General features: G+C 59.6%; 22 protein-coding genes and 2 pseudogenes. 13 read left to right on the top strand and 11 right to left on the bottom strand.

Annotation, left to right across the window (positions count from 1 at the left end; translation table 11 throughout):
- Nucleotides 1-388: 388 nt before the first annotated feature.
- The 4 genes from FJ948_RS26460 to FJ948_RS26445 form a co-directional block, all read right to left on the bottom strand.
- Complete coding sequence (locus FJ948_RS26460; protein ID WP_140709663.1) at nucleotides 389-1,126, bottom strand: SDR family oxidoreductase; 738 nt, start codon at nucleotides 1,124-1,126, stop codon at nucleotides 389-391.
- Entirely contained in the window at nucleotides 1,113-2,459 is a 1,347-nt protein-coding gene (locus tag FJ948_RS26455; RefSeq protein ID WP_140709661.1) for a family 1 glycosylhydrolase, read from the bottom strand. The genes FJ948_RS26460 and FJ948_RS26455 overlap by 14 nt, the downstream gene beginning before the upstream one ends.
- 308 nt (nucleotides 2,460-2,767) lie before the next feature.
- Complete coding sequence (locus tag FJ948_RS26450; RefSeq protein WP_224541816.1) at nucleotides 2,768-4,324, bottom strand: FAD-dependent monooxygenase; 1,557 nt, start codon at nucleotides 4,322-4,324, stop codon at nucleotides 2,768-2,770.
- Nucleotides 4,325-4,823: 499 nt separating this feature from the next.
- Complete coding sequence (locus tag FJ948_RS26445; protein ID WP_140709658.1) at nucleotides 4,824-5,435, bottom strand: TetR/AcrR family transcriptional regulator; 612 nt, start codon at nucleotides 5,433-5,435, stop codon at nucleotides 4,824-4,826.
- A 216-nt stretch (nucleotides 5,436-5,651) separates the two neighbouring features.
- Here FJ948_RS26445 and FJ948_RS26440 point away from each other — a divergent pair, with 216 nt between their 5' ends.
- Nucleotides 5,652-6,377, top strand: a complete 726-nt coding sequence (locus FJ948_RS26440; protein ID WP_210242290.1) for a glutathione S-transferase family protein — start codon at nucleotides 5,652-5,654, stop codon at nucleotides 6,375-6,377.
- Between the two features lie 816 nt (nucleotides 6,378-7,193).
- A complete protein-coding gene (locus tag FJ948_RS26435; RefSeq protein WP_140709656.1) occupies nucleotides 7,194-8,264 on the top strand; it encodes a PAS domain-containing protein in 1,071 nt (356 codons plus the stop codon).
- 65 nt (nucleotides 8,265-8,329) lie between these two features.
- Here the strand turns inward: FJ948_RS26435 and FJ948_RS26430 are convergent, their stop codons facing one another.
- Complete coding sequence (locus FJ948_RS26430; protein ID WP_140709654.1) at nucleotides 8,330-9,448, bottom strand: PHB depolymerase family esterase; 1,119 nt, start codon at nucleotides 9,446-9,448, stop codon at nucleotides 8,330-8,332.
- Nucleotides 9,449-10,705: 1,257 nt separating this feature from the next.
- Between FJ948_RS26430 and FJ948_RS26425 the strand changes: the two genes are divergently transcribed.
- Complete coding sequence (locus tag FJ948_RS26425; protein WP_140709652.1) at nucleotides 10,706-11,146, top strand: ion channel; 441 nt, start codon at nucleotides 10,706-10,708, stop codon at nucleotides 11,144-11,146.
- Between the two features lie 100 nt (nucleotides 11,147-11,246).
- On the opposite strand, the gene FJ948_RS26420 is transcribed toward FJ948_RS26425, so the two are convergent.
- The 4 genes from FJ948_RS26420 to FJ948_RS26405 form a co-directional block, all read right to left on the bottom strand.
- Nucleotides 11,247-11,699, bottom strand: coding sequence for a low affinity iron permease family protein (locus FJ948_RS26420; RefSeq protein ID WP_140709650.1), 453 nt, complete (start codon nucleotides 11,697-11,699; stop codon nucleotides 11,247-11,249).
- 52 nt (nucleotides 11,700-11,751) lie between these two features.
- The gene (locus tag FJ948_RS26415; protein WP_181173841.1) at nucleotides 11,752-11,994 is read right to left on the bottom strand and encodes a hypothetical protein; all 243 of its coding nucleotides are present in this window, start codon (nucleotides 11,992-11,994) and stop codon (nucleotides 11,752-11,754) included.
- A gap of 666 nt (nucleotides 11,995-12,660) precedes the next feature.
- A complete protein-coding gene (locus tag FJ948_RS26410; RefSeq protein ID WP_140709648.1) occupies nucleotides 12,661-13,758 on the bottom strand; it encodes an ABC transporter substrate-binding protein in 1,098 nt (365 codons plus the stop codon).
- A 199-nt stretch (nucleotides 13,759-13,957) separates the two neighbouring features.
- Nucleotides 13,958-14,596 carry a CGNR zinc finger domain-containing protein gene (locus tag FJ948_RS26405; protein WP_224541845.1) on the bottom strand — a complete coding sequence of 213 codons (639 nt, stop codon included), beginning with the start codon at nucleotides 14,594-14,596 and terminating at the stop codon, nucleotides 13,958-13,960.
- A gap of 53 nt (nucleotides 14,597-14,649) precedes the next feature.
- On the opposite strand from FJ948_RS26405, the gene FJ948_RS26400 reads away from it, so the two are divergent.
- On the top strand, nucleotides 14,650-15,444 hold the full coding sequence (locus FJ948_RS26400) for a DUF2066 domain-containing protein (protein WP_181173840.1): 795 nt from the start codon (nucleotides 14,650-14,652) through the stop codon (nucleotides 15,442-15,444).
- On the opposite strand, the gene FJ948_RS26395 is transcribed toward FJ948_RS26400, so the two are convergent.
- Nucleotides 15,437-16,498 (bottom strand): GlxA family transcriptional regulator, encoded by a 1,062-nt coding sequence (locus FJ948_RS26395; RefSeq protein WP_246677630.1) that lies wholly within the window; start codon nucleotides 16,496-16,498, stop codon nucleotides 15,437-15,439. The genes FJ948_RS26400 and FJ948_RS26395 overlap by 8 nt on opposite strands.
- 61 nt (nucleotides 16,499-16,559) lie before the next feature.
- Here FJ948_RS26395 and FJ948_RS26390 point away from each other — a divergent pair.
- Nucleotides 16,560-16,873: pseudogene (locus tag FJ948_RS26390) on the top strand (DUF1272 domain-containing protein).
- Between the two features lie 28 nt (nucleotides 16,874-16,901).
- On the top strand, nucleotides 16,902-17,372 hold the full coding sequence (locus tag FJ948_RS26385; RefSeq protein ID WP_140709642.1) for an OsmC family protein: 471 nt from the start codon (nucleotides 16,902-16,904) through the stop codon (nucleotides 17,370-17,372).
- 131 nt (nucleotides 17,373-17,503) lie between these two features.
- Here FJ948_RS26385 and nadE read toward each other — a convergent pair whose 3' ends face one another.
- A complete protein-coding gene (nadE, locus tag FJ948_RS26380) occupies nucleotides 17,504-18,382 on the bottom strand; it encodes an ammonia-dependent NAD(+) synthetase (RefSeq protein WP_246677629.1) in 879 nt (292 codons plus the stop codon).
- A 347-nt stretch (nucleotides 18,383-18,729) separates the two neighbouring features.
- On the opposite strand from nadE, the pseudogene FJ948_RS30805 reads away from it, so the two are divergent.
- From FJ948_RS30805 to FJ948_RS26345, 7 genes and pseudogenes are all read left to right on the top strand, one after another.
- A pseudogene (locus FJ948_RS30805) lies at nucleotides 18,730-18,879 on the top strand (ATPase); the annotation flags it as partial.
- A 189-nt stretch (nucleotides 18,880-19,068) separates the two neighbouring features.
- Nucleotides 19,069-19,278 carry a DUF3072 domain-containing protein gene (locus FJ948_RS26370; RefSeq protein WP_140709721.1) on the top strand — a complete coding sequence of 70 codons (210 nt, stop codon included), beginning with the start codon at nucleotides 19,069-19,071 and terminating at the stop codon, nucleotides 19,276-19,278.
- A 164-nt stretch (nucleotides 19,279-19,442) separates the two neighbouring features.
- Complete coding sequence (locus tag FJ948_RS26365; protein WP_140709640.1) at nucleotides 19,443-19,916, top strand: YidB family protein; 474 nt, start codon at nucleotides 19,443-19,445, stop codon at nucleotides 19,914-19,916.
- Between the two features lie 104 nt (nucleotides 19,917-20,020).
- Nucleotides 20,021-20,377, top strand: coding sequence for a DUF4112 domain-containing protein (locus FJ948_RS26360; protein ID WP_224541797.1), 357 nt, complete (start codon nucleotides 20,021-20,023; stop codon nucleotides 20,375-20,377).
- Between the two features lie 354 nt (nucleotides 20,378-20,731).
- Entirely contained in the window at nucleotides 20,732-21,241 is a 510-nt protein-coding gene (locus tag FJ948_RS26355; RefSeq protein ID WP_140709719.1) for an EF-hand domain-containing protein, read from the top strand.
- Nucleotides 21,242-21,619: 378 nt separating this feature from the next.
- Nucleotides 21,620-21,799: a hypothetical protein gene (locus FJ948_RS26350; RefSeq protein ID WP_140709636.1), complete on the top strand. Its 180-nt coding sequence runs from the start codon at nucleotides 21,620-21,622 to the stop codon at nucleotides 21,797-21,799.
- A gap of 233 nt (nucleotides 21,800-22,032) precedes the next feature.
- On the top strand, nucleotides 22,033-22,293 hold the full coding sequence (locus tag FJ948_RS26345; RefSeq protein WP_140709634.1) for a hypothetical protein: 261 nt from the start codon (nucleotides 22,033-22,035) through the stop codon (nucleotides 22,291-22,293).
- Nucleotides 22,294-22,466: the final 173 nt, after the last annotated feature.

The following is a 22,466-nucleotide window of genomic DNA, read 5'->3' as shown; positions in this document are numbered from 1 at the left end:
CCATATCCGGTGCCGCCTCAGGAGCGCTCAAGCATAATCAGCGGGCCAGGAACAGCAAGCTCAGGTCGGCCCGCCCGCCGCGCAATGTGGCTGCGTTCGCGCCCGGTTGGCGTAAAACTCGGTACGCGGTGCGCATGCCATAACGTGCCATCGTCGCCGGCTACATTCCGCTGGGCTGCCTGCCAGATCGTCCGCGCGGTGGAGTAACTGGCAGCGGAGCCAGCCAACCAGTGACGATGTGGCTGTCTCCGAGCTCCGCTCGCTGGCCGGTCGTTGCGCAATCACCAACCGCAGAACGCCCCGCCACGGCAACAAGAAGATTGCAGGATTATTCGTGGTGCGCGCCTTCGCTGCCGGTGCGGGCGTCCATCCTCCCCTTCGAAGTAGTCTAGAGCCGCGCCAACCGGCCGCCATCCACGTTGAGCGCCGCGCCGTTGACGAAGGCGGCGTCGTGTGAAGCCAGAAAGGCGGCGGCCGCGGCAATCTGCTCCGGCTTTCCGACATCTTGCGGCGTGATGGTCTCGGCCCCGGACTTGATATTCGGGTTCTCCCAAAGCATGGGTGTATCGATGGCTCCTGGCAGGATGGCATTGGCACGTATGCCTTGCGCCCGGCCTTCGATCGCGGTGGACCGGGTGAGAGACAGCAGCGCGGCTTTCGCCGCTGCGTAAGGGGCGACATGCGGGGTTGTTTCAACCGCGTGCACGCTCGAGATGTTCACGATCGATCCCCCATGGGTCATGTGCGCGAATGCCTCACGCGTGAAATGAACCGCCCCCAGCAAGTCGACGCTCAGCACCTTCAGCCAATCAGCGCTGGTGAATGCGTTGAGGGGCTTGAACATTATCAAGCCGGCGTTGTTGACGATAATGTCCATTCTGCCAAATCGCGTCAGCGCCAGCTGGCAGCACTGTGAGACGGCAATCTCGTCGGCAACGTCGCAAACCGAGACGGCGGTATCCGGCGCGCCGCCTTTTCGGACTGCCTGCGCGGCCGCCTCTGCCCTGGCTAAGTCCACGTCCACAATGACAACCCGTGCGCCCTCAGCGCCTAAGCGCACAGCGATGGCCAGCCCAATGCCGCTTGCGGCGCCAGTTACAATCGCGCTCTTGTCAGCCAGGCGCATCGGGATTCACCTTGTCCTTGGAGGGTTCAAGCGGCTCGGCCCCAGCTTCGGCCATCCGGTCAACATGCAAAAGGTCCCGTGCGTAGTCCTGCTGCGCGCGAACACTTGGGTCGTCCTGCTCGGACGGCAAAAAGACGGGCAAAGCGAGGCAGACACTTTGGGTGGCGAGCACCTTGTTCCAGTTGGCGATCAGCGCCTTATAGGCGTTTCCTACCGCCCGAGGGTTGCGGTCCAGGTCATAGAGGCCAACCGCGTTGACCCTTCCGTTGTTCTCGCGCAGAGCGCTATCCCAGTCCACCTGATCCGTCAGAGAATACCAAGTGAAGCCGACGATAGGTATGCCGTCGTTGCGGATCCTAAGCACATTAGCCCACTCCTTCCACAACCAGTAAACGGCTTCGTCCCCGTTCGGCCCCTCGCTGATGTTTGTCTCTGTATGCATTACAGGCAGGCGGTAACGGCTAAAATACTGGCGCGTAATCTCGTCATACCCAAACACCTCGCCGGACGCCGACGTGGTGCCGTCCGCCCAAACCCGGTGTTCGTTGGTCTGGTAATAGTCGGTGCCCATCACGCAATGCCTGCGCAAATGGTTCTCCAGGAAGAAACTGTACTCCTGCGCGGTCATGCCGTTTTCGAGCAGATAGCGATAAGTGCGCGCGTCGACGTCATGGCCGTAGTTGAGGTCGAGCGATAGGAAACGCTGGCTATTGAAACGCTCCGCCTTGCCGATGGCCTCGGGGGAGTCGGCGTGGAAGTATTCCGAGGACTCGCTTTGAATGAAGATAGCGTCCGGCCTCACATGCAGGATTGCCCGCATCGCCACGACGTTGCCCTTCACGATATGCTTGAGAGCCGTGACGAAGGCGGTATCGCTGCTCAGTTGCTCGTTCCACCAGCCCCAGCGCGCGGAAAAGGTGGCGCAGATGAACATTTCATTGACCGGCGTGTAGAGCTGGATCCAAGGAAAGCGGATTGCGAAGTCGTGCGCGTAACGTTCAAACAGCCGCGGGAAATCCGGGTTCTGGAAATTGCCCACCCAGTCTGGGACGCCGAAATGGCAAAGGTCGACGATGGGAAGAATATCCTTGGCCTTCAGGTCAGAGAACGTCTCATCGGCGAAGGTCCAGTCGTAGTGTCCGTCGCCCAGCCAAGTCTTGTGAATTGGGGGCCCATAGCGGAGGAAGCGAAGACCCAGATCCTGGAGCAGTTCGAAGTCGGTGCGCCATTGCTCGTAGAAGCGACATTTCTCCATTTCGTCGACCCGCTCCCGACCTCCACTGATCGTGGGAGCGCTGTTTTCAATGCCTGTGGCAAAGAGGAAATTGAACATCAGAGGTTCCTGAGCGAACCATGCTGCAGCAATTTCTAACGTCCAGCTTGCAACGCAGTTCCAGTCAGGCGGCAGGTCATCGCGGCGCTTTGCGGTGCACGACAACCAGACGCATGGTCTAGCCGAATTCGTTCGCCCCGTCGGCAGCTTTCAAAAGCAAGCGCATCGATTGCAGTCGCGCACACAGGCGCCGGAGATCTGCATCCGGCTCCATTCAGGCGTTGGACGCTTGCTGTTCTCGCGTGTTTGTCTGGACTGAAGCGCTGGACGAGGCGCAGCAGGTTCGTCGGGTAAGCGGACGAGCGGGGTCACCCGCTGAATCCGAGCTCGATCCAGGTGGCGGCCTGTGCGATGCGCGAGCGCGGGCCGTGAACCGCCAGATAGGCATCCGGTCTGACCAGGTAAAACCATTCATCATGGCTTCTGTGCGGACCGCTATCTGGGAGCTGGGCAACGACGAGCTTTGCTATTTGGCGCGAAAGCATTGGCGTGATTTCTGCATCGATGCTGCTTGCGTCTTCTGAAGTGAGCACTAGCAAGGTGAACCGGGTCGGGTCCAACTCCGAGTAGAGGCGTCGTGCCGGACCATTGCCGTCGACTTCGATCGCGAGATCGGGTAGCCGGTCTCCAGCAACAAGCCCGTTGGCGTCCCTGATTTTGGCATGGAGCCCCCTTCGGCGATAACTTACGGCGATTTCGCTGATCGTCTCGCGCGCGGCCGTCTGCACGAAGTCCATGCGAGCAATCCGAGGTGCGACAAGGTCGCGCGCAAACCTCAGAATTGGTGCTCGAAGCGATACAATCCTGGTGAGCACTTCAGTGTTGCGCAGCACCGCTCGTTCAACGGCATAGCGTTCGCTCTCATAGGTCTTGAGAAGATCGGTCGGCGCTTGGCCGGCGAGAACGAGCGCAAGTTTCCAGCCCAGATTGAGCGCGTCTTGAATTCCGGTGTTCATGCCCTGAGCGCCCGCTGGGCTGTGAATGTGGGCGGAATCCCCAGCCAGAAAAATACGCCCGGTCTGAAGTCTGGTCGCCAGCCGACTGTTCAACCGGAAAAAGGACGACCATCGAACGTTCGCCACGCTTATCGCGGTTGCCACGCGTTGCCCTGCGAGCTCGCGAAGCTGGGCAAGGGTTGGGTCGCTCGCCGAGTCCCGCGACGGGGCAGGAACTTCCGCGATCAGTCGGTGGCCATGGCGCATCGGGAAAATTGCCATTAGGCCCTCGGGGGACGTGAAAATGTGGAACTCGTCGTCACTGAGCGCCCAGTCTACGTCCAGATCGGCGAGCACGAAGTTTTGCTGCAAGGTCCTGCCGGTGAAGCCTAGGCCGAGACCATGGCGCGTGATGCTGTGGGCGCCGTCGCATCCAATCATATAAGCAAAGCGGGCAGCCTGCGGAGTTCCGGATGGCTCGCAAAGATACGCCGTTACGCCCTCGGCGTCTTGGTCGAAGGACATCAGTTCAACGCCTCGTTCGACGTGCACACCCAGCCCGGCGAGGGCTTCGGTCATCAGCCGCTCCGTTTCGGTCTGCTCCAGAAGGAGAATGAAAGGAAAACGGCTCGACAAGGGTGACAGGTCGAGGTGAACGAGCTGCCGCCGTCCAGCATATATGTTGCCTGCACGTGCTTGGAGACCCCGTGAGACGAACGCATTGGCCAAGCCGAAGAGATCAAGAAGTTCGAGTGTGCGAGCCTGAATGCCGATGGCGCGCGATGTCGTCGCAGGCACACGCCTGCTGTCCACCACGCGAAGCGCAACTCCCGCCTTTGCCAGGCTGAGCGCCAATGCCAAGCCGGTAGGACCGGCTCCTACGATGAGGACAGCCTGCGGCTGAGATGCGGAGCGGGCTGATGACCTCACCGGGTCGCTCCTGACAGGTTGCGAAAGCCCCGAGCATTGGCAACGCCCGAGCGTGCCGCGCAGGCACTGTGCGCGCCGGCGACCCGGGTAAACCAATTGGCTTCGGTTTGAAAGACGGCAATGACGTGGAGGCGGCCCGCGAACGGGCGTCGGAAAAATCGACTTGCCACAACCCCGGTCGTTTCAAGGAGCGCTGCCTGCAAACTCGCCTCGCTTGCCAACGGATAGTGCAGCCGCACATTCCGTAACTGGTATTCGGTATACATACTGTAAAATTAACGTGCTGGCAATCGGTGGAGAGCGTGGAGCGATGGGAATGAGTTTGGACAGGCCCTGGCCCTGGATCTCTCCCCTGGGCGGGGTCAGCGCGATATGGGTTTCATGATCATTCGTGTCGCGGTGATGATCTGTGCAGTCGTTGGACTGATCATCACCGCTGCTCGTCTAGGGGGTTGGCCCGTCAGGCGAAGGCGAGAAAGCAAAGGCCCATGGAGACGAGTTAGCTCGATCGGAGGAGCCGATCGATCGCATCGTTGCAAGCGCTCTTGATGATATCCGCCACAGCTCTGCTCGTGCGGCCCCTCCTGAGGTGCTGGTACATCGCGCAACTCGTCAGGCCGAACATGAGATCGATCGCCTCCCTGTGCGCCTTGTTGCCGTGGTGGCCCTCCAAAACCCGGTCCAGCAGCGTGGTGAGATTCGTCCGACGGCGCTCGTTGCGCTCGACCAACGCCTGCGCGAATTCATCGTCTATTCCCACGGCGTCGTGCAGGGACGCGAGGGCCGGGTCGCTGTCCCAGAACCTGCAGAAGATGTCGACCAGTTGTTCAATGCCCTTGCGCGCGTTGGGGTTGGCAATGGCGACGCTCAGGCGAGCAAGGCCGCCGCGCTGCGCGATCTCGTCAAAAGCAGCTTCGAGGAGACCTCGGCGCGAACCGAACTGATTGTAGACTGTGAGACGCGTGATCCCGGCTGCTTTCGCAACCGAATCCAGCGAGAAGCCGCCAATGCCGTCCTCCCGCAGCAAGCGCTGAGCCGCCTCGATCACACGCTCGCGCTTCTGCGTCACCGCGGCGGTGCGCACCTCGCTCACATATTGTCTCTTCGTCATGCGCCGGTCCCAATCTCCTGTGGCTATTTCGATTTACACTATGTATATGGAAATTGCTGAACGGATGGATGCCATGCGGCGGCTCGAAAGACTATAGCAATCTCGGCTCACGATCGCGCCGGCGTTTTTTGGCGGATAACGCTTCGCAACCGAACCGGACGGCGGTCTCGGCACGAAGCGCCTATGCCTCGGTGAGCTAGCACGAAGGAGGCAAGCTTGATTATTGTTCACGGTTTCGGCCCTCATTTCGGGATGCCGGACGGCAGCCCTTTCGTCATCAAAACGATGATGCAGCTCAAGCTCGCCGGGCTTGAGTATGAACATTGCGGCGACGGCACTGCCAAGGCGCCAAACGGCAAGGTTCCCTTCATTGAGGACGATGGTGAAATAATCGCCGACTCCGCGCTCATCCGCCGCCATGTCGAGCGCAAATACAATGTCGATTTGGACGCCGGTCTCACCCCCAGGCAACGCGCTATCGCCTGGGCGATCGAGAAAATGGCGGAAGAGCATCTCTATTTCGCGTTGATCGATCTCCGCTGGCGGGGTGATCGTAATTTTGCAGCGGGACCCGCCCATTTTTTTGACCGGTTGCCCGGCCCCGTGCGCCCGCTTGTTCGACGCATAGGCCGGAGCCGCATGATGAAGACACTTTATCTCCAGGGGACTGGCCGGCTTTCGCCTGCCGCCGTCGAGGAAAACGCGGGACGCGACATTGATGCAATCGCCACCCAGCTCACAGCAAGCTCATATGTAATGGGCGATAAAGCGACCGCTGTCGACGGGTTCATTTACGGGGTCTTGCGAAGTCTGCTGGTGCCGGTTTTCGAAACCGACCTTCGCCGGCGGATCGAAAGTCACTCAAATCTTGCGGCATATGTCGTCCGGGTCACCGATCGCTTCTTCGCTTTGAGTTCGCCTGAGCAGAGCTCCTCGGTGTAGGATAAACGATCGATCGGGTTCCCTTGGACTGCTGCGAGCGAGCTGCGGGACCACCGTGATAGAAAAGCCGATACCTCTCGAGGTTGCGGCAGCATCCGTCACGACAAGGAAAGCCGTTTTAAACCGTTTCGGTAAGTTCCTGGCGGCATTCCTTTATACCGGACGAAGCCCGCGAAAGTGCGGGCACAAATCGGCACCGACTCGCAATCTGCTCGAGCGTCCGATCGCTTTCGCGGCTCGGCAAGGAAATTCGCCTGGTTGGAACGGTGGTAGCCCGGCCGGTTCAGCAGGGCAGGCCGTGTCCATTCGGCTGGCCGCCAAACATGCCCGTCACCTTGCGATGCTTGTCCGATGCCGTTCGTGCGGCTGTCGAGACGGCGAGGAGTGCTTCGGCCACGGGCTACGATGCCGAGGTATTGGTTCGAGGCGTCGATGGGAAGTGGCGGACGGAATGGCCCGTTGATTGAGCCGTCACCTCCTGATGAGCATCCCTGTCGTGACGGCTGCACCGCGCGTTGCGTTGGCAGCCGCGCCGGTGCGGGACCATTCAACCGGCTCAACTTCGCCTGGAACCCATCGGTCAAGCTGTAGACCATAAACATGCGTAATGCTCCATGATACATGCCGCGACGCTTGATGCGCGGAGATTGCACGTTGGAGCTGGGGCACAGGCCCCGTGTGCCTCGCTTGAAGTGAACATCCCGAAGAACCGATTGGCGGCTTTACTCGGGCAAGCGGTCCTGGTCGAAAAGCTTCACGTCGGAAACCTTGTAGGAAATCGGGCGTTGTCCCTGATATCTACCAAGTGAGCAAAGAGTGCCTGATAAAGCCAAACCTTCGTCAGCCCTGCATGGCGACGCGCCGGCGGCAGCAGCCTCCACCGCATGGGCGGATCGCAAGGAATTGGCGTCGGCTGCGTTCGAGCGCACGCGCATGCCCATCGTCATCACCGATGCTAGGCAGCCTGACAATCCCATCGTGCTGGCCAACAGGGCCTTTTTGGATCTCACCGGCTATACATCCGATGAAATCCTGGGCAGAAATTGCCGCTTCCTACAGGGGGAGGGCACATCGCCGGCGGCCGTTGCGGAGGTCCGAGCGGCGATAGAGCGTGAACGCGAGACGAATGTGGAGATCCTGAATTTCCGCAAGGACGGATCGCCGTTCTGGAACCAGCTCCATCTAAGCCCCATCCACGACGATGAAGGGGAGCTCCTGTACTACTTCGCGTCGCAAATCGATGTAACCAAACATCGCAAAATTCAGAGCCTCGAAGCGGCGGAGCACCGCCTCCTCATGGAAGTCGATCATCGGGCAAAGAATGTCCTAGCGGTTGTCGATGGCATCGTTCGGCTGAGCAAGGCGGACAATGCATCGCTCTATGCCGCGGCCGTTCAACGCCGTGTCCAGGCTTTGGCAATCGCACACGCCCTGTTGGCCGAGTGCGGCTGGCGCGATGTGCCGTTGGACGAAATCGTCTCCAGGCAGGTCGCCCATTTCGCTTCAGACAGGACAGTATTGACCGGACCTGAAGTGCTGATCGCTGCGGTGGTCGTTCAACCACTGGCTCTCGTCGCCCATGAACTGATCGTCAACGCCGCCACCCATGGGGCCCTCGCCAAGGATACTGGGCGGTTGCAGGTCAGCTGGCAGGCGACGGGCGATCATGGCGGCTTTAACCTGCGGTGGGAAGAAAGCGGGAGACGTAAAGCTGGATCCTCGCCAGGGGAGCCCGGCTTCGGCACGACCATGATCGATGCAATAGTCCAGAAGCAGCTTCAGGGTCAGATCCTGCGGGAGTGGACATTGGACGGTTTGAAAATCAACATAAGCATCCCGGGCACTCCTGCCCTTTCGACGGCCCAGCCTGCCTACGCCTCGGGTTAATCTAACAGTTTTGGCATACAGGCCCGCCCGCTCGCCGACGATCCGAGACTAAGCCTTGCGGTGACCTACTTCATCAAGCCCGCAGCGCGAAGAGCGTTTTCGATAAATCGACCAGGCCCTGCCGCCGGATCGCGCGGTTCGAACTGCGGTTGCGCGACCGCCAAAGGGGATTGTCCAGCCGATGTTGCCGATAAACGCGTATGTTGCGACTGCCTGTCAGAGCCCGCATCTTCCAGTCCCCAGAAGCGGGAAATGAGCGAGGTGGACGAAATTCCGGTGTCGATCATGAAGGGTCCGGCGTGACTCAATCCGTCTCCAGAATCCACAGGTGTCCCGTGCGCCATGCCCTGAATTAGGTACGACTCGATGACTTCCTCATTCGCGGCATTCTTCCAGACGTCCCGGCGATAGCCCTGATGCTGCTCCCTCTGGGGTTGGGATCTACTCTGCCCCAGCAGTGTAAGCCACTGCCCGACGAGCTGATCGGAGTTGACCGGACTGACAGTTTGGTCGGCGCTTCCATGCCAGACGGAGAGTTTCGGCCAAGGTCCGGAGTGACCGGAAGCTTGCTGGACGGTGGTCGCCAATAGCTTCGCGGTGGGTCCGCCGTGACCTCGCATCCGGTCGAAAGCCTGCGGCAGGCTTTTGGCGCTGCCATAGGGTAGGCCAGCTATGATCGCCCCGGCCGCAAAGACTTCCGGGTAAGTCGCCAGCATGGCGGCCGCCATCGCGCCGCCAGCAGAAAGACCGGTAATAAAGATTCTGGTTCGGTCCATATCCTGGGCGGTGACCTCTGCCTCTATCATTTGGCGGATCGAAAGCGCCTCACCCGAGTCCCGTCGGGTGTCGTCTGGGACAAACCAGTTGAAACAAAGATTGGCATTGTTGCTGCGCTGCTGTTCTGGAAAGAGCACGGCAAAGCCATTGCGATCTGCCATCCTCGACCAGCCGGCGCCGCGATCATAGGACGCAGCCGATTGCGTACAGCCATGCAGAACAACGACCAGAGGGGCATGCGCTGCAACGTTCTTGGGGCGGTATGTCCAGCCTCGCAAATTCCCGGGGTTTGACCCGAATGCCTGAAGCTCGGATAAGCGCTGGTTTTGTTGGCGACCACCCAAGACGCCGTCGATCTGTTTGCGTCGAGCAGCAACACGTGCAACGGCATCAGCGAGACTTCCCATGTCGGCATCCTTTTGCGTCGGCCGAAAGCAGATCCAATCCAGCCCAACGCCGCCTTTCCAGGTTGGTTGCTGCGGTGCAGCATAAAATACCCGCAAGGAATCGTCAGCAGGTGACTCATCGCCAGCCCCGGTGTCCTCACCCGATCTGCCGTGGGCTCATGTCGGGACTTTTAGCCGTCTGCAGGTGGGTTCAGTGGCATCGGAACCAGGCGGAGAACAGGCGAGATACCCCATTTTGGCGGTGTCGCATCAGTCTAATGAGGGACGACTTACCTCTTCACATCCGACATTGTTGACACACTAATCGGGGAGGGAAGGGAAGGGATCAAGTGGATCACGATCACTCCGTTTGGGTCCCTGCCATTTCCGAATGCAAAGGGCTGGTCACGGAACTCCGCCGGGCAGCATGCTGCTCAGGGTCAGCAACGCTGGAGGTCGAGCGAACCGAACGCCACGCGAAGACTGCTGGCCTCAGGCGACTGAGGGCACATTCGCAATGGCTCGTTAGCGACGATGAAGCCTCCTTGGGCGATGAGATCGACTGCTCGGCGCTTTTGTAAATTCATGGCCGTGATCGACGGCCTAGGTGCCTCGGCTTGGTGAGCAGTTGCGCTTGGACTTTGCCAACGATCGCACAGAACGCTCGACTGCGGGGAACAGATCAGGCAGCATTAGTGAACGCTAAAGCGACTGGAACACGTGCCTCGACTGAATTATGGTTTGGTCATGAGAATGCTTCGACCGAGAACCAAGCCAAAGAAAGCATCTCCAAATAGCGACCGTTTCGCAGAAGACGGGCGGCGTAACCGCAGCGCCTACGCGGCGTCATCTTCTAAAACGTCAAACAGCAGACGTCGACGCCGATCGCTTGCGCTAGGAGGCGGCGCGGCGGTGGCGGCTGTTGTAAGCCAGAAGGAAAGGACCCCACTGACCTGACCTGGTCGGCCGACCTCCGGCAAGGTGCACTGACCTGACCTACTGGAGAAGGAGGAACATTCCTAAATTGGTTCAGCATGCGGTTGCAGGTAGATCAGCGGGATCTGCGTTATGGCATGAGATGCCAGGCATCCTGCGAGCCAAAGCCCGCGACCGTCCTTCGAATTTACCACGAAGCTGTCAAGCCGCGACCGGGCGATCGATTGGTCTCTGCGGCTTGAGCGAGCCATAGGCGATAAGACTGTATCGCAGCAAACCAGACCTTCACAGAGGCACTGAATCTTGCGATCAACACCAAGCCTTCCTAACCGGTGCATCGTCATGAACGTCATCGCAGTCAGTCTTGTTTCGCTCATTTTGGCGATCGCCTGTGTTCTCGTCCACTATGAGGCGTTCAAAATGGTTGCAAGCTCTGCCCGTTCAGCCGAGGTCGGTGGGTTCCCGAGCCGAGGACGCCTGCTGATCGTGATCTTCGGAGCGCTTGCCGCCCACACAGTCGAGATTACATTCTACGGTTCCGTCTTCTGGGGACTCCATAGCTACGGGCTGTTCGGACAAATCGTCGGAGAAATCTCCGATGGCTGGATCGACTTCCTGTATTTCTCCGTCACCAATTACACGACGCTGGGAGTGGGCGACATAAGGGCCGAGGGTGCGATCCGACTGATTGCCTCGTCTGAGGCGCTCACCGGCCTGGTGCTTTTGAGTTGGACCGCCTCGTTCACCTATCTCTCCATGGAGAATTTTTGGAAGAGGAGGTAGAGCCAGCCAGACCATTGGTCCGTCTTGGACATGGGGGCTAGTAGCGTATCCGGAGGTACGGCAGCCCGCAGAAAGCATATTGCGATTTGCGAAGAGCGGCTTAGACGCCTTTTCTCATGTACGATGAGAAGCTTTGCTTGCCGTTGGTGGCGTTCTTTTTCCTTGCGCCTTCGCTTGCCCTGCGTGCCGGCTCGGTTGAGTGGGCGCGGGCAACTGCGGCCTCACAGGTCGACCGGATCTCTTCGACCTCGGCCGCCGTTAAGTGATCTATCCCGATAAAGCTGTTCTTGCCGCTACTCACGCGCACCAACTCGTCAAGCTTTGCCTGTACGGCTGCTCCATCTCGGTTCTGCGTATTCTGGATCAGGAAAACCATCAAGAAGGTGATGATCGTCGTCGAGGTGTTGATGATGAGCTGCCAGGTTTCTGAAAAGCCAAGGACAGGTCCCGAAAAACCCCACACCGCGATCAGCGCGATGCAAAGAATAAATGTGGTCGGCCGACCCGCTCCGCGAGCAACGGCGTTGGCAATATGTCCAAATGTCTTTTCCATTCACCGTCCCGGCCGAATCAGAAGGAACCCCGCCGAAGCGGGGTTCTTTTGTTCATTGGGCAGCCGCTTTTTTCTTAGACGCCGGTTTGGGCTGACCGGATTCGCCCTTGGACGCGGAGCTCTTGGAGTGCGCTGCCATAGCAGGTGCAGCTCCGGTCTTCTTGGTCGCGCTCGCCTTCGCAGTCGATGCCTTCTTCGTAGCTGCCTTCTTAGGGGCGGTCTTCTTAGCAGGCGCCTTCTTCGGTGCCTCCTCGTTGGAGGAGAAAATGCCGGTGATGCTGTCTATGATGGACACTGCGCTACCCTCCGTTGACTAGACCATCAATGCGCGTCGACACGAAACGGTTCCATTCAGGGGATTAGCAGGGAGAGCGGATCTCACCTGCCTTGCAACTCTCCCCGACATCCAAATATACGATGAGCCGGCACTTGAGCGTGTCGCCGTCGTCCTGTCCGCGCGGCGAACCTGCCGGTCGCCTGGGCCGGCGCCTTAGCCTCAGGCACTGCGCCGGCCCCTTCTCCTCTCCACGATCGCCGCCAAACGCTGGGCGGCATTTTAGTCGTCCCATGGTTCCATCGTCAGCAAGGAACCTCAACGGCATTATCTCGCCCCGGGGACCGGGAGCCGAACGCCTGTTCCGCCGGAAGTGGTCGGCAAGCCCATCACCATTGTCATTCCGGACGAGCGATTGGACGGGAACCGCTGATCTTAGGTCGCATCGCAGGGCTACAACGGCGCCTGGGGATGACCAGGTGATGCTTCGCGCCGAAGCAGCAAGACCACTCGGCTGGGTGCAAAAGCCCTACTCCATGACCACCCTGAACGACGCCATCAGACTGGTCTTCCAACAGCTCGAGCAACAGAACTGAAGCGGGGCGGAACTTGGGTCCACGTCCACACGCGGGCGCAGCATGGCGCGACCCAGTCTATACCAGGCCACCAAGGTCGTGCCCGCGTTCGTCACCTTGGATCGTGAACAAGCCTGAATTGCGCCGGGTCTCCGGGGGTTCTTTCGACGATTTGGATCGGCGCACCAGTCCACTGCCAAACGGTCGTGGCTGGTGCGCGAGAGAACTGGATTTGCCCGCGGGTGCCGGCAACCTCCATGTGCGGCCATGACGCCGCGATGCTGTTCCGGTCAATTCCATGGGACCGCATCGCATCGGCAAGGACGGCGATCGTGTCGTAGCCTTCCAGGGCAACGAAGGAGGGCGGCTCGTCCAATTTCTCCCGCAGCGCTCTTTCGACGCGTGAGCCTAGTGGATTGAGCTGCCCGGGTCGGTAGCTCAGGAAGGGGATCGCAGCGCCATTTTCACCTAGCAATGTGGCCCATTCAGCGAATTCCGGTTGCCCGGCCGGAGCGCCGATCTTGAGCGTGGACAGTCGGCTGTCATTGCGAACTGACTTGACGATTGAGATTGCCGGCTCTGGCTGGCCCACCAGAAGAAGAAGGACTGTTGCCCGGTGGTCGCTGAGTTGGTCGCACAACGATGACGGGGGCAGCGCACTCATGCTGATTTCCGATAATGTGCCGCCGATCGCATGAAGGTGATTCCGCAGAATGTGAACGCCAGAGGCCCAGTAGACACTCTCCTGCGATGCAACTGCGATCCGATGGTGGCCAGCGCGGGAGAGAAAGTCTGCATATATTTTCCAGCCCCGAGACTGCGGCGGAGCAAGACGTGCGACCCATTTGGTTGGCCGTTCCGAGAGCCTGTCGATGACCGCCGACGAGCACAGAAAGGGTAGGCCGACCTCGTCGGCCCTGATAGCCGCCGCGCGAGCAACCACACTGTGATACTCTCCCGCAATCGCCGCCACGCCCAAGCGAGCCAGTTCATCCACCGCCGCGAGGGCCTTCTGTGGATCAGCTGCAGTGTCTCGGACAAGCAGCTCAAGCGCTTTGCCGCCGATGCCGCCAGCGCCGTTGATTTCGCTGACAGCAAGCTGAAGGCCCGCGAGCAAATGTCTGCCTGCCTCAACCCAGCCCGGGCGAGTCAAAGGGACGAGTGCCCCGATTCTGGTCGCTTCTTCTGAGCCCGATCCAGTCGCTCCCATGTTCCCAACACCTCCGGTTTCGCCCTGCTTGCCGGTGTACCGTTAACGCGGCGATGCCTCGACCGACAGAGACAGACGAACGCATCTCCAACGATCTGTACCATCGCGACGACCGACACAGTCCACCCCTGGATGTCCGATGCGGCAGGGTTGCACGGACTGGCTGCGGCAGGCCCTTCCGGTCTGAGCGTCGTCCGCACTACTTCTGATGTGCCAGACGGTAGCGGGCCGCCTTGGCGCGGTTGCCGCAACCATCCATCGAGCACCAGCGCCTCGGTTTGGAGCGGCTATCGTTGATGAAAAAGCCGCCGCAATGGTCAGCCTCGCATTGCCTGATGTCGTTTCCTGATGGGAACAGCACCAGCATGGCAGCGGCCGCTGCCGAACGGCGCAGCGGCAGGTATAGCCTCTCGTTTGCCGACGCGGATTGGAGGTTCAAGATGTCGCCAAGGCCAGCCGAGCCGCCCGCCTGACCTATCGCTTCATGAAAGCTGCGCAATGCAACCGGTTTGGGGGTGACGCCACGGGCGAGGTTTTTCGCCCAGACGTTGAGCCATGATTTGAGGGCGGCGCGCAGTTTCAGGACCTCGAGATGCACATCGCGGGCGACGCGTGGCTGATTTGCGGCATGACGCTCGAGGGCTCGCTCTTCATTTTCCGACAACAAAAGGGCCGGAATGCAAAAGATCAGCAGATCCTGATAGCTCGGTATGCAGTCGATCTCGGCCCCGTCGCGCCAGTGCAATGTGTTGGCAAGATCAAGGGCGGGCGCACCACCCAGCATGCGCATGGGTCCGTGCGGCGAGAGGTAGGTCCGGGCAAATTCCGTTGATTCCATCGTCGCCAATATGTAACCTCATAAACGGTTACTCAAGACGGCTGGGAGGATCAATGAAGAAGCCTCTGTTGATGCTCCTGTCCTGGTTTGCGTTTGGGGGCACGGCCCACGCAAATGACGATCTCCTTTATCGCTCAAGCGTGATCGTCACCGGAGATCGAGAGGAAACGCGCGTCCCCGCCATCCCGCAGGGTTTCGAACTGGCAGCGCAAAAGCTGACCGGAAATCCCGACATCGCGCATAACCCGGCGTTCGCTTCACTGGCGACCGGAGCCCCTGTCATGGTTTGGTCGTACACCTACCATGACCGCATGTTCGGCACTCCAATTCACGATGAGCAGGGCACACGCGATCGCCCGTTCGATCTCACGTTCCAGTTCGACCGGAAACGCATGGATCACGCGATGGCGCTGCTGGGTGAGATGCCGTGGCTGGGGGCGCGCCCAAAGCTGGCGCTCCTCGTCGAAGTGACTGATATGGCGCGCAGCTATATGCTGGCCGCCGATGGCGTCCACGGATCGGACCTGCGCTCAAGCTTTGAAGATGCTTCGACGCGCTTTGCGATACCGATCATATTCGCGAAAGAGGCCGATCTGTCGGCGATCGCGCAGGACAAAGTTGATGCCATGTCGCATGAGAGCCTGGCCAGGCTGCAATCCAGATTGGGCGCAGACGCGATCTTGGTCGGGCACCTCGATTGGGAAACCAACGAGCCGGGCTGGCATGCGGTGTGGCGCCTGCCACTTGGTCCAGATGGTCGAAAGTGGGAGGTTGCCGGCGTAAATTTCGATGCTGCCTTTCGCAGCGCAATCGGAGGTGCCGCCAAACGCTTGCGACCGACTAAATAGCACAGGGTGCCATGACATTGTGGGAGACTCGATCGGAGTTGCCAACCACATGGAGGTTTTCACGCTCAATGAAGCCCAAAGCGGCTCCTGTAGTCGCTTGGAGCAACCCCGAGCCATTTTGCAAAAGCCGCCGGAATGTCTCAGGGTCGCCGAACCCAACCGCGTGTGCGATCTGCTGGACAGACTCGCGGCTGGTTTCCAGAAGGTCTCGTGCCGCCTCAACCCGCAGTGCCTCTACGGCTCGTCCTGGAGTCTGTCCATTTTCCCTTGAGTAGACTCGGGCAAAGTTCCGCGGGCTCATGGCCATGAAGGATGACAGTGCGGGGATGGACAGATCGGCGCCAGGATTTTCCCTAATCCAAGCATGCAGACGCTCGAAGCGGCCGACGCGGTCTCTGGTTTGTTGACGAAGCGCGGTGCTGAATTGTGACTGTCCGCCCGGTCGTTTCAGGTACAGGACCAACTCCCGTGCGATCGCCAAGGCTGTCGTGTGCCCGAGATCTTCCTCAACCATCGCAAGCGCCATGTCGATGCCGGCGCTCACCCCTGCCGATGTCCATACGTCCCCGCATAGTACGAAAATTGGATCGGGCCTGACGTCGATCGCCGGAAAACGATCTGCAAGTTCGGCGCAACGTTCCCAGTGCGTCGTCGCACGTTTGCCATCCAACAGACCGCACTCGGCCAGAATGAACGCTCCCAGGCAAATCGAGCCAAGCCGACGCACGTCCTTTGCCTGTCTGATCAACCAACCCCGAAGGGAACTGGATTTTGCGGCCTCTAATGCCGTTGTTCCACCTGAAACCAGGAGAGTGTCGATCGAGAGCTCACGGCAGTGATCGAAACTTACGGTTTGGAGAACAACGCCCGCATCCGTCTCGATGGGCCCGCCCTCTTGCGAAACAAGGATAGTACGAAATGCGGGTTCTCCGCTTTCTCGCTTGGCGTCATTGAAGACTTGCAGCGGGCCGGTGACATCGAGAAGCTTGGTGCGCTCGAATACCAAAAAGGCGACCAGTCGCTCGCGGTGCAGTTTGGCAGAATCCGAGGGCACGATGGCATTTATGCCATAAGACCGTTATGCGATCCAGACGGGGTGGAAAGGAGGATCGTCCATGCTCGAACTCAGGCCCAATTGCGAATGGTGCGACCGCGATCTGCCCCCGGGAGTTCGCAGGCCCGGATTTGCAGCTATGAGTGCACCTATTGTGCAGAGTGCGTCGCGACCGTTCTGCATGACGTTTGCCCAACATGCGGTGGAAATTTTTCAGCAAGGCCGATCCGGCCAAGTCGTGAGTGGCGTGGGGGCTCCTGTCTCGGGCTTGAGCACGATCCAGGGAGCAACCGGCGAACACACTCGAAATGGACGGTAGGCCAGGTCGCAGATCTCACCAGGCGCCTGCGCGACGTCAGGCCGGAGGGCCGATAGGGGAATCCAAGCACAGGAGAGATACAGCATGGCTAAATTCCACGACTACACCTGTCGCATTGGATGGACGGGCAATCGCGGCGACGGCACCAGGACGTATCGGGGCTACGACCGGACATGGGATATAATCACCGCCGGAAAGCCTGTGATACAATGCTCCAACGACCCGCTACTTGGGGGCAATCCGGCGCTACCCAATCCCGAAGATCTCCTCCTCGCATCAGTTTCGGCCTGCCACATGCTTTGGTACCTGCATCTGGCGAGTGACGCGGGCATCGTCGTCCATTCTTATACTGATGAACCCGTCGGCCATGGCGAGAGCGAGCCAAACGGAGCCGGGCGTTTTCTGGGCGTGACATTGCGGCCCAGGATTGGTGTCGAAACCGGGGTTGATCTCGACAAGGCGGAAGCTCTCCATAATGGAATTCATGAGGTTTGCTACATCGCGCGGTCCGTCAATTTCCCGATTGCTGTCGAGGCTGTTTACGAAAAATTGTGAACGAGAACGGACGCCGTGCTTACGTCTAGGCACCTCCGGCTGCAAATCCATTGATGTCAGACGACCGGCAACCGAACGCCGGCCAGCGGCATCGTGCCGGTGCGACAACAGCAGGCAACGGCCAAACACCGTTATTCTGGCGCGAGATTGGGTGTCGCCGGAAGCGAGCGCTTGTGAGCGGTGCTGAGATAGGTATCAAGGATACGCTTTCTCGCCACTTCGTCGATTTTCTTACCTTCGAGGAAATCGTCGATCTGATCATATGTCACTCCGTATGCATCTTCATCAGGACGAAGCGGGACGAGGTTCTCCAAATCTGCGGTGGGCACTTTGTTGATCAGATCAGATGGAGCACCCAGATGCGACGCCAGCGCGCGCACCCGGCGTTTGTTTAACCCGGAAAGAGGAAGCAGGTCAGCGGCGCCGTCGCCGAATTTGGTGAAGAAGCCCATCATTGCCTCAGCCGCATGATCCGTACCAATGACCAGTCCTCGGCGGGCAGCGGCGAGCGCGAATTGGGCGATCATGCGCTGACGGGCCTTTATGTTGCCCAATAAGAAATCCTCCCGATGAGCATCGCCGAGTTGCACGCCAGCTGACCTGATCGAATCCAGCATTGCGTCGGCCGCCGGTTTGATGTCGAGCCTGTGGACTTCGTCCGCGCCAACGGTGTCGAGTGCCAGCTGAGCATCCTTCTCGTCGGCCTGTGTGCCATACGGCAGCCGGACAGCAAGGAATTTGGCATCGTATCCTGCGCTCCGCAGTTCGCTTACGGCTCGTTGGGCCAGCAGTGCCGCCGCGAGCGAATCCACCCCGCCGCTGATGCCCAGCACATACGTGCCGAGGCCGGCTGCACGCAGGTAGCCGCTTAAAAATTCGATGCGGCGGCGCGCCTCCTCCGCGGCATCGAAACTTGCAGCGACGCCCAAGGCACTGATGATCGCTCCCTGTTCTTTCATGTCGTTTGCTGCTCCTGTGGTTGCAAAATCAAAGGCAATCGTTGGTGCCATCCCGGTCTACCGACCTTGTCTTGGCCAGCGTGGGAAACGCAAAGTGTTTTGATAGTCGAGCCCGTGCGCTCAGGCCAGGCTGTCGTTCATCGGCCTTGGCGAAACGGATTGCTGATCTTTTCACCCTGCACATCAGATTAGTGGCCTCGCAGTGCGTGGACGCCAACCTCGATTTGGCCTTGTGCGGCGTGGATAAAGCTCGGCTGTGAAATAGGAGACCGCCGGAAATCGCAAGCACGGACGCCGCTGCGCCTGCTTCTCCGGCGCTCCTGATTCAAGGTCTGATTGGCCCCATTGTCACGCGATGCGGACCAGGCGCTTGGAGGAACCGTACGACGGTTGAACGGATGTCCGAGCGTGAGCTGGTTGTCACACGAACCTTCGACGGACCGCCGCGCGTCTTGTTCGAAGCCTGGACCACACCCGAGCCGTTCAAGCAAGGGTGGGTGCCAAAATCGACCGGGATGGTGCTGCGTTCCTGCGAGATGGATGTACGAAACAGTCCAATTTCAGGCGTCTTGGCGCGTAGCGGGATCAGCCGGATCTCTATTGGGCGAGCGCAACCACGATCAATGATATTCGCAAAGTGGCATACACCAGGCGACCGCAGTACCCGGACGCGTCAAAGGGCAAGGGGAACAAAAGGAGATCAAGCGCATTCTTCACTGCTACGGCAGGAGATTGCAATGGAAGACTCGCGCGCAAAAACCGATGCAAACGTCGAGAAAGATCCCGACGAATGGGTGAGTGGCGACGACCCAATGACCCCGTCCCAAGCGTCTTATCTCAAAACCCTGTGTGAGCAGGCACAGGATGACGAAAGCTTTGCGGACAACCTGAGCAAGGCGGAGGCCTCCAAGCGCATAGATGCACTGAGGGCAAAGCTGAGACTTTGAGCACCAGGCCCAGGTCTATCTTCCACCGCCCCGAACCCTCCGTCTCACGCGCGGCGCGATAGAAATGCCTGCGGTTGCCAAAGTGCTCCTTGGTATTGGCGGCCAATCGCGGAACTTTTGCCAGGCCGAGACCTTCTCCCTATTCGCAGCCATAGGAGGAATGAGTGGCCAATCTAGGAAGACTTGCGATCGCTATGCTGGGCGTCCTGGCATATCGAAACCGCGACAAGATCGCAGAGGTGATCCGCGGAGCGGCACAGAGCGATCCCAACAATCCCCAAGGTGGGATACTGGATCAGGTGTCGAAGGGCGTATCCGGCACCGCGCTGGGCGATATTCTCGACCGCTTCAGAAATGCGGGCGCCGGCTCGAAGGTCGACTCCTGGGTTGGCACCGGGCCGAACCAGCCAATCGAGCCGCACGAGGTGGAAACAGCCATTGACGCGCAGACGTTGGAGGCTCTTTCCCGCCAGACCGGCCTCTCGCGCGAGGAGCTGGTTGCAAGGATAACCAGGGATCTGCCCGATGCAGTTAACCAGATGACCCCAGACGGCACCCTTCCGGCAGACCAGCAAACAAATTCCTCAGACCAGCCCAACCTGCTCGACGACGTGCCCTCCGGGCCGCAACGAAGCTAATCCCGATGATGGACGAGGACTGGAAAGGGTCAGTGCGAGGCCGAGTAGGTCGGTTGGAGCAAGCAAGGCCAGCTGGAAAGGTAGGGACAAGCCAAAAGCCTGTTGTGGATCGCCAGACCGCGAAGGAAATTGCCGACCTGGAATTCTTGTCAGTGCTGCTTGATTCGCGCTGGCGCATCCCGGGAACAGCCATTCGGTTCGGACTGGATGCGCTGGTGGGCCTGGTGCCCGTGCTGGGCGATACAGCAACCGGCCTGGTCTCGGCCTATATTGTCCTGCGAGCCCGCAAGTGCGGCGCTGGAAAGCTGTTGGTTGCTCGGATGCTGGCCAACGTGCTGTTTGATACCGTGTTGGGAAGTGTGCCCATCCTCGGATCCATCTTTGACGTGTACTACAAGGCTAACAATCGCAACATCCGACTGCTTCACGCCCATCTCAGCCGTCAGGCTGCTGGACCGTAGCTTCATCTTTCTTGCCCGCTCCGCACGTTACGCTTGGCTGGCACCGAGGGAGCGATCGCGGCCAGAGACGATGCCGTTACCGCCGACTTGGTTGGATCCATCCAGCCGGATTCAGGCGTGGGATCGGGATCTTCGCATCTTTCGATGTTCGAGCCGTTCGGCAAAGGGAACGCAGGCCGATCTTGTCACTTCCCGCCAGATTTGCGCAGCGGCCAAGCGACAAAGACAGCCAGGACTTTTCTCGCACGCTCGTAGGTTGCCCGCTTTTGCGTCCACGCCCAGGAACCATGAACCGAGCTGCTGGTTGGGTCGGTACGCCGGGCTGCTCGGCGTGGCATCACAAAGGAGAACCCAATGACACGACTTGTCAGAACTGCGGTTTTTGCCGCCGCGTTCACCATGCTCGCCTCGTCGGTCTTTGCTCAATCGGGGGATGCTCCCAAACCTCCGCCACCAGCCCAGGATCGGACCGCGGGCGAAGCTGGAGAGAACCAGCAAGCCATGCGTCAAATGATGCGCGAGATGATGGATGAGATGCTGCAGGAGAGAACAGCAAAGGATCGAGACCGCGACGGGGATTGGCGACATAGCGGCCCGAGGCTTCAGGACGACGAAACGGGCGATCGTTATGTGGCACCTATGAGGCATGGCCGCAGGGCGGGCGCCGACATGATGCAGGGTGCCAAAATGAGAATCATGTTCGCCATCATGGACACCGACGGTGATGGCACGCTGTCGCGGACAGAGGTTCAGGATTTCATCGGGCGAATCTTCAACGCTGTCGACGCTGATGGCGACGAAAGCGTCGACATGCAGGAACTCCAATCCTTTTTCCACGGCGCAGGAGACCAGGACCGACGTTAGAAGCGACAGGTTGTAGACCTCAGCCTACCTGACGTCTGATGACGTCGAAGATGACGATCTCGTCTGCGCCATGCCTCCACACTGGCTCGCGCGGTGTTTGGTCGGGCAACGCAGCTACGGACGATCGGTCGCCAACGCGCTGATTCATACTCAGCCCACCATGGCTCGGCTGCCGTAAACGGACCGACGCACTAGCTCGCGGTAGAGCCCAGCAAACCGCTGATGAAGGTTCAATCAACGCATAGGAGTCGAGGAAAGCGACCCCGGTGTCCAGCCGGCTTCCCCAGGCCACATCTGGCTAACCCACCGATGGAACCCTCAGCCGTAATCGGAGTTCAGATCCCTCTGGGGTTGTCCCGGGTAGTGGGAGGATGCGGCATGGGTTCCCTTGGCAAGTTCTTCGCAGGGCTGTTTGGCAGCAAGTCATCTTCAACCAAAACGAGCGGCGACATGCGGAAGGCGACCGGCGCTGGTCCGGCAGTGGCGGCGCATTCAAAAGATGCCAAGACATCCGCTCCAAGCGGACAAAACGCAAAAGCAGCCAGCAAATCCAAGTGATTACCATTCAATCAGGCCGGCAGAATTTGCGGATCGGTCGCATATTGCGACACCAGAGAACGAGCCAGCGGGTGAATGGCTGAGGCCATTTCGATTGTCGGATTGATACCAACTCTCTTTCACGTATCATTTGATCTTGCGCGGTCAGATGCCCGGCATAGTTTCGTATACCTCGTTCGATCAATCCGGCGTGGATGTGGAAGTCGACTCAGGTGCTTTCGTCCAGAACGGGGATGGAAGTTATGCTTAGAGAGCAAATCAGTATCCGACAAATTGCCCATACTGCGGCAGATGAATGTTGCGACGTAACGGATCCACGCCTGATAGCAGCACTCAGATTTATCGCTCGCTCCTATCGAGCGCAATCCGTCGAGGCTGCAGATGATCTGGTGGAGCTCACGCTGCGCACGGCCATTCAGGAAGTAGATCGGCAACCGCAAGAAATCAGCCTGTTCAGCTGGCTGAGCGCAATCATGGCGCGATACCGAAAGTGAGAGCGTCGGGCGCCGACGACCCTCTCCCAAGCTGCCGGCCGCCCCAGAAGATTGCCAGCCATCAATGCACCCCAGGAAGCGTCTCGTCTGGCTTGTTCGGGCGGTTAGTGCTCGTCGCGGAGCGCAGCTCCAAGAGTGCCGATGTCGACGACGCTAATGCTTCGCGCCCTCTT

Origin of the sequence: Mesorhizobium sp. B2-3-12 (assembly GCF_006442205.1) — a bacterium.
In the GTDB taxonomy this organism is placed as follows: Bacteria; Pseudomonadota; Alphaproteobacteria; order Rhizobiales; family Rhizobiaceae; genus Mesorhizobium.
This window is presented reverse-complemented; position numbering and strand designations above follow the sequence as displayed.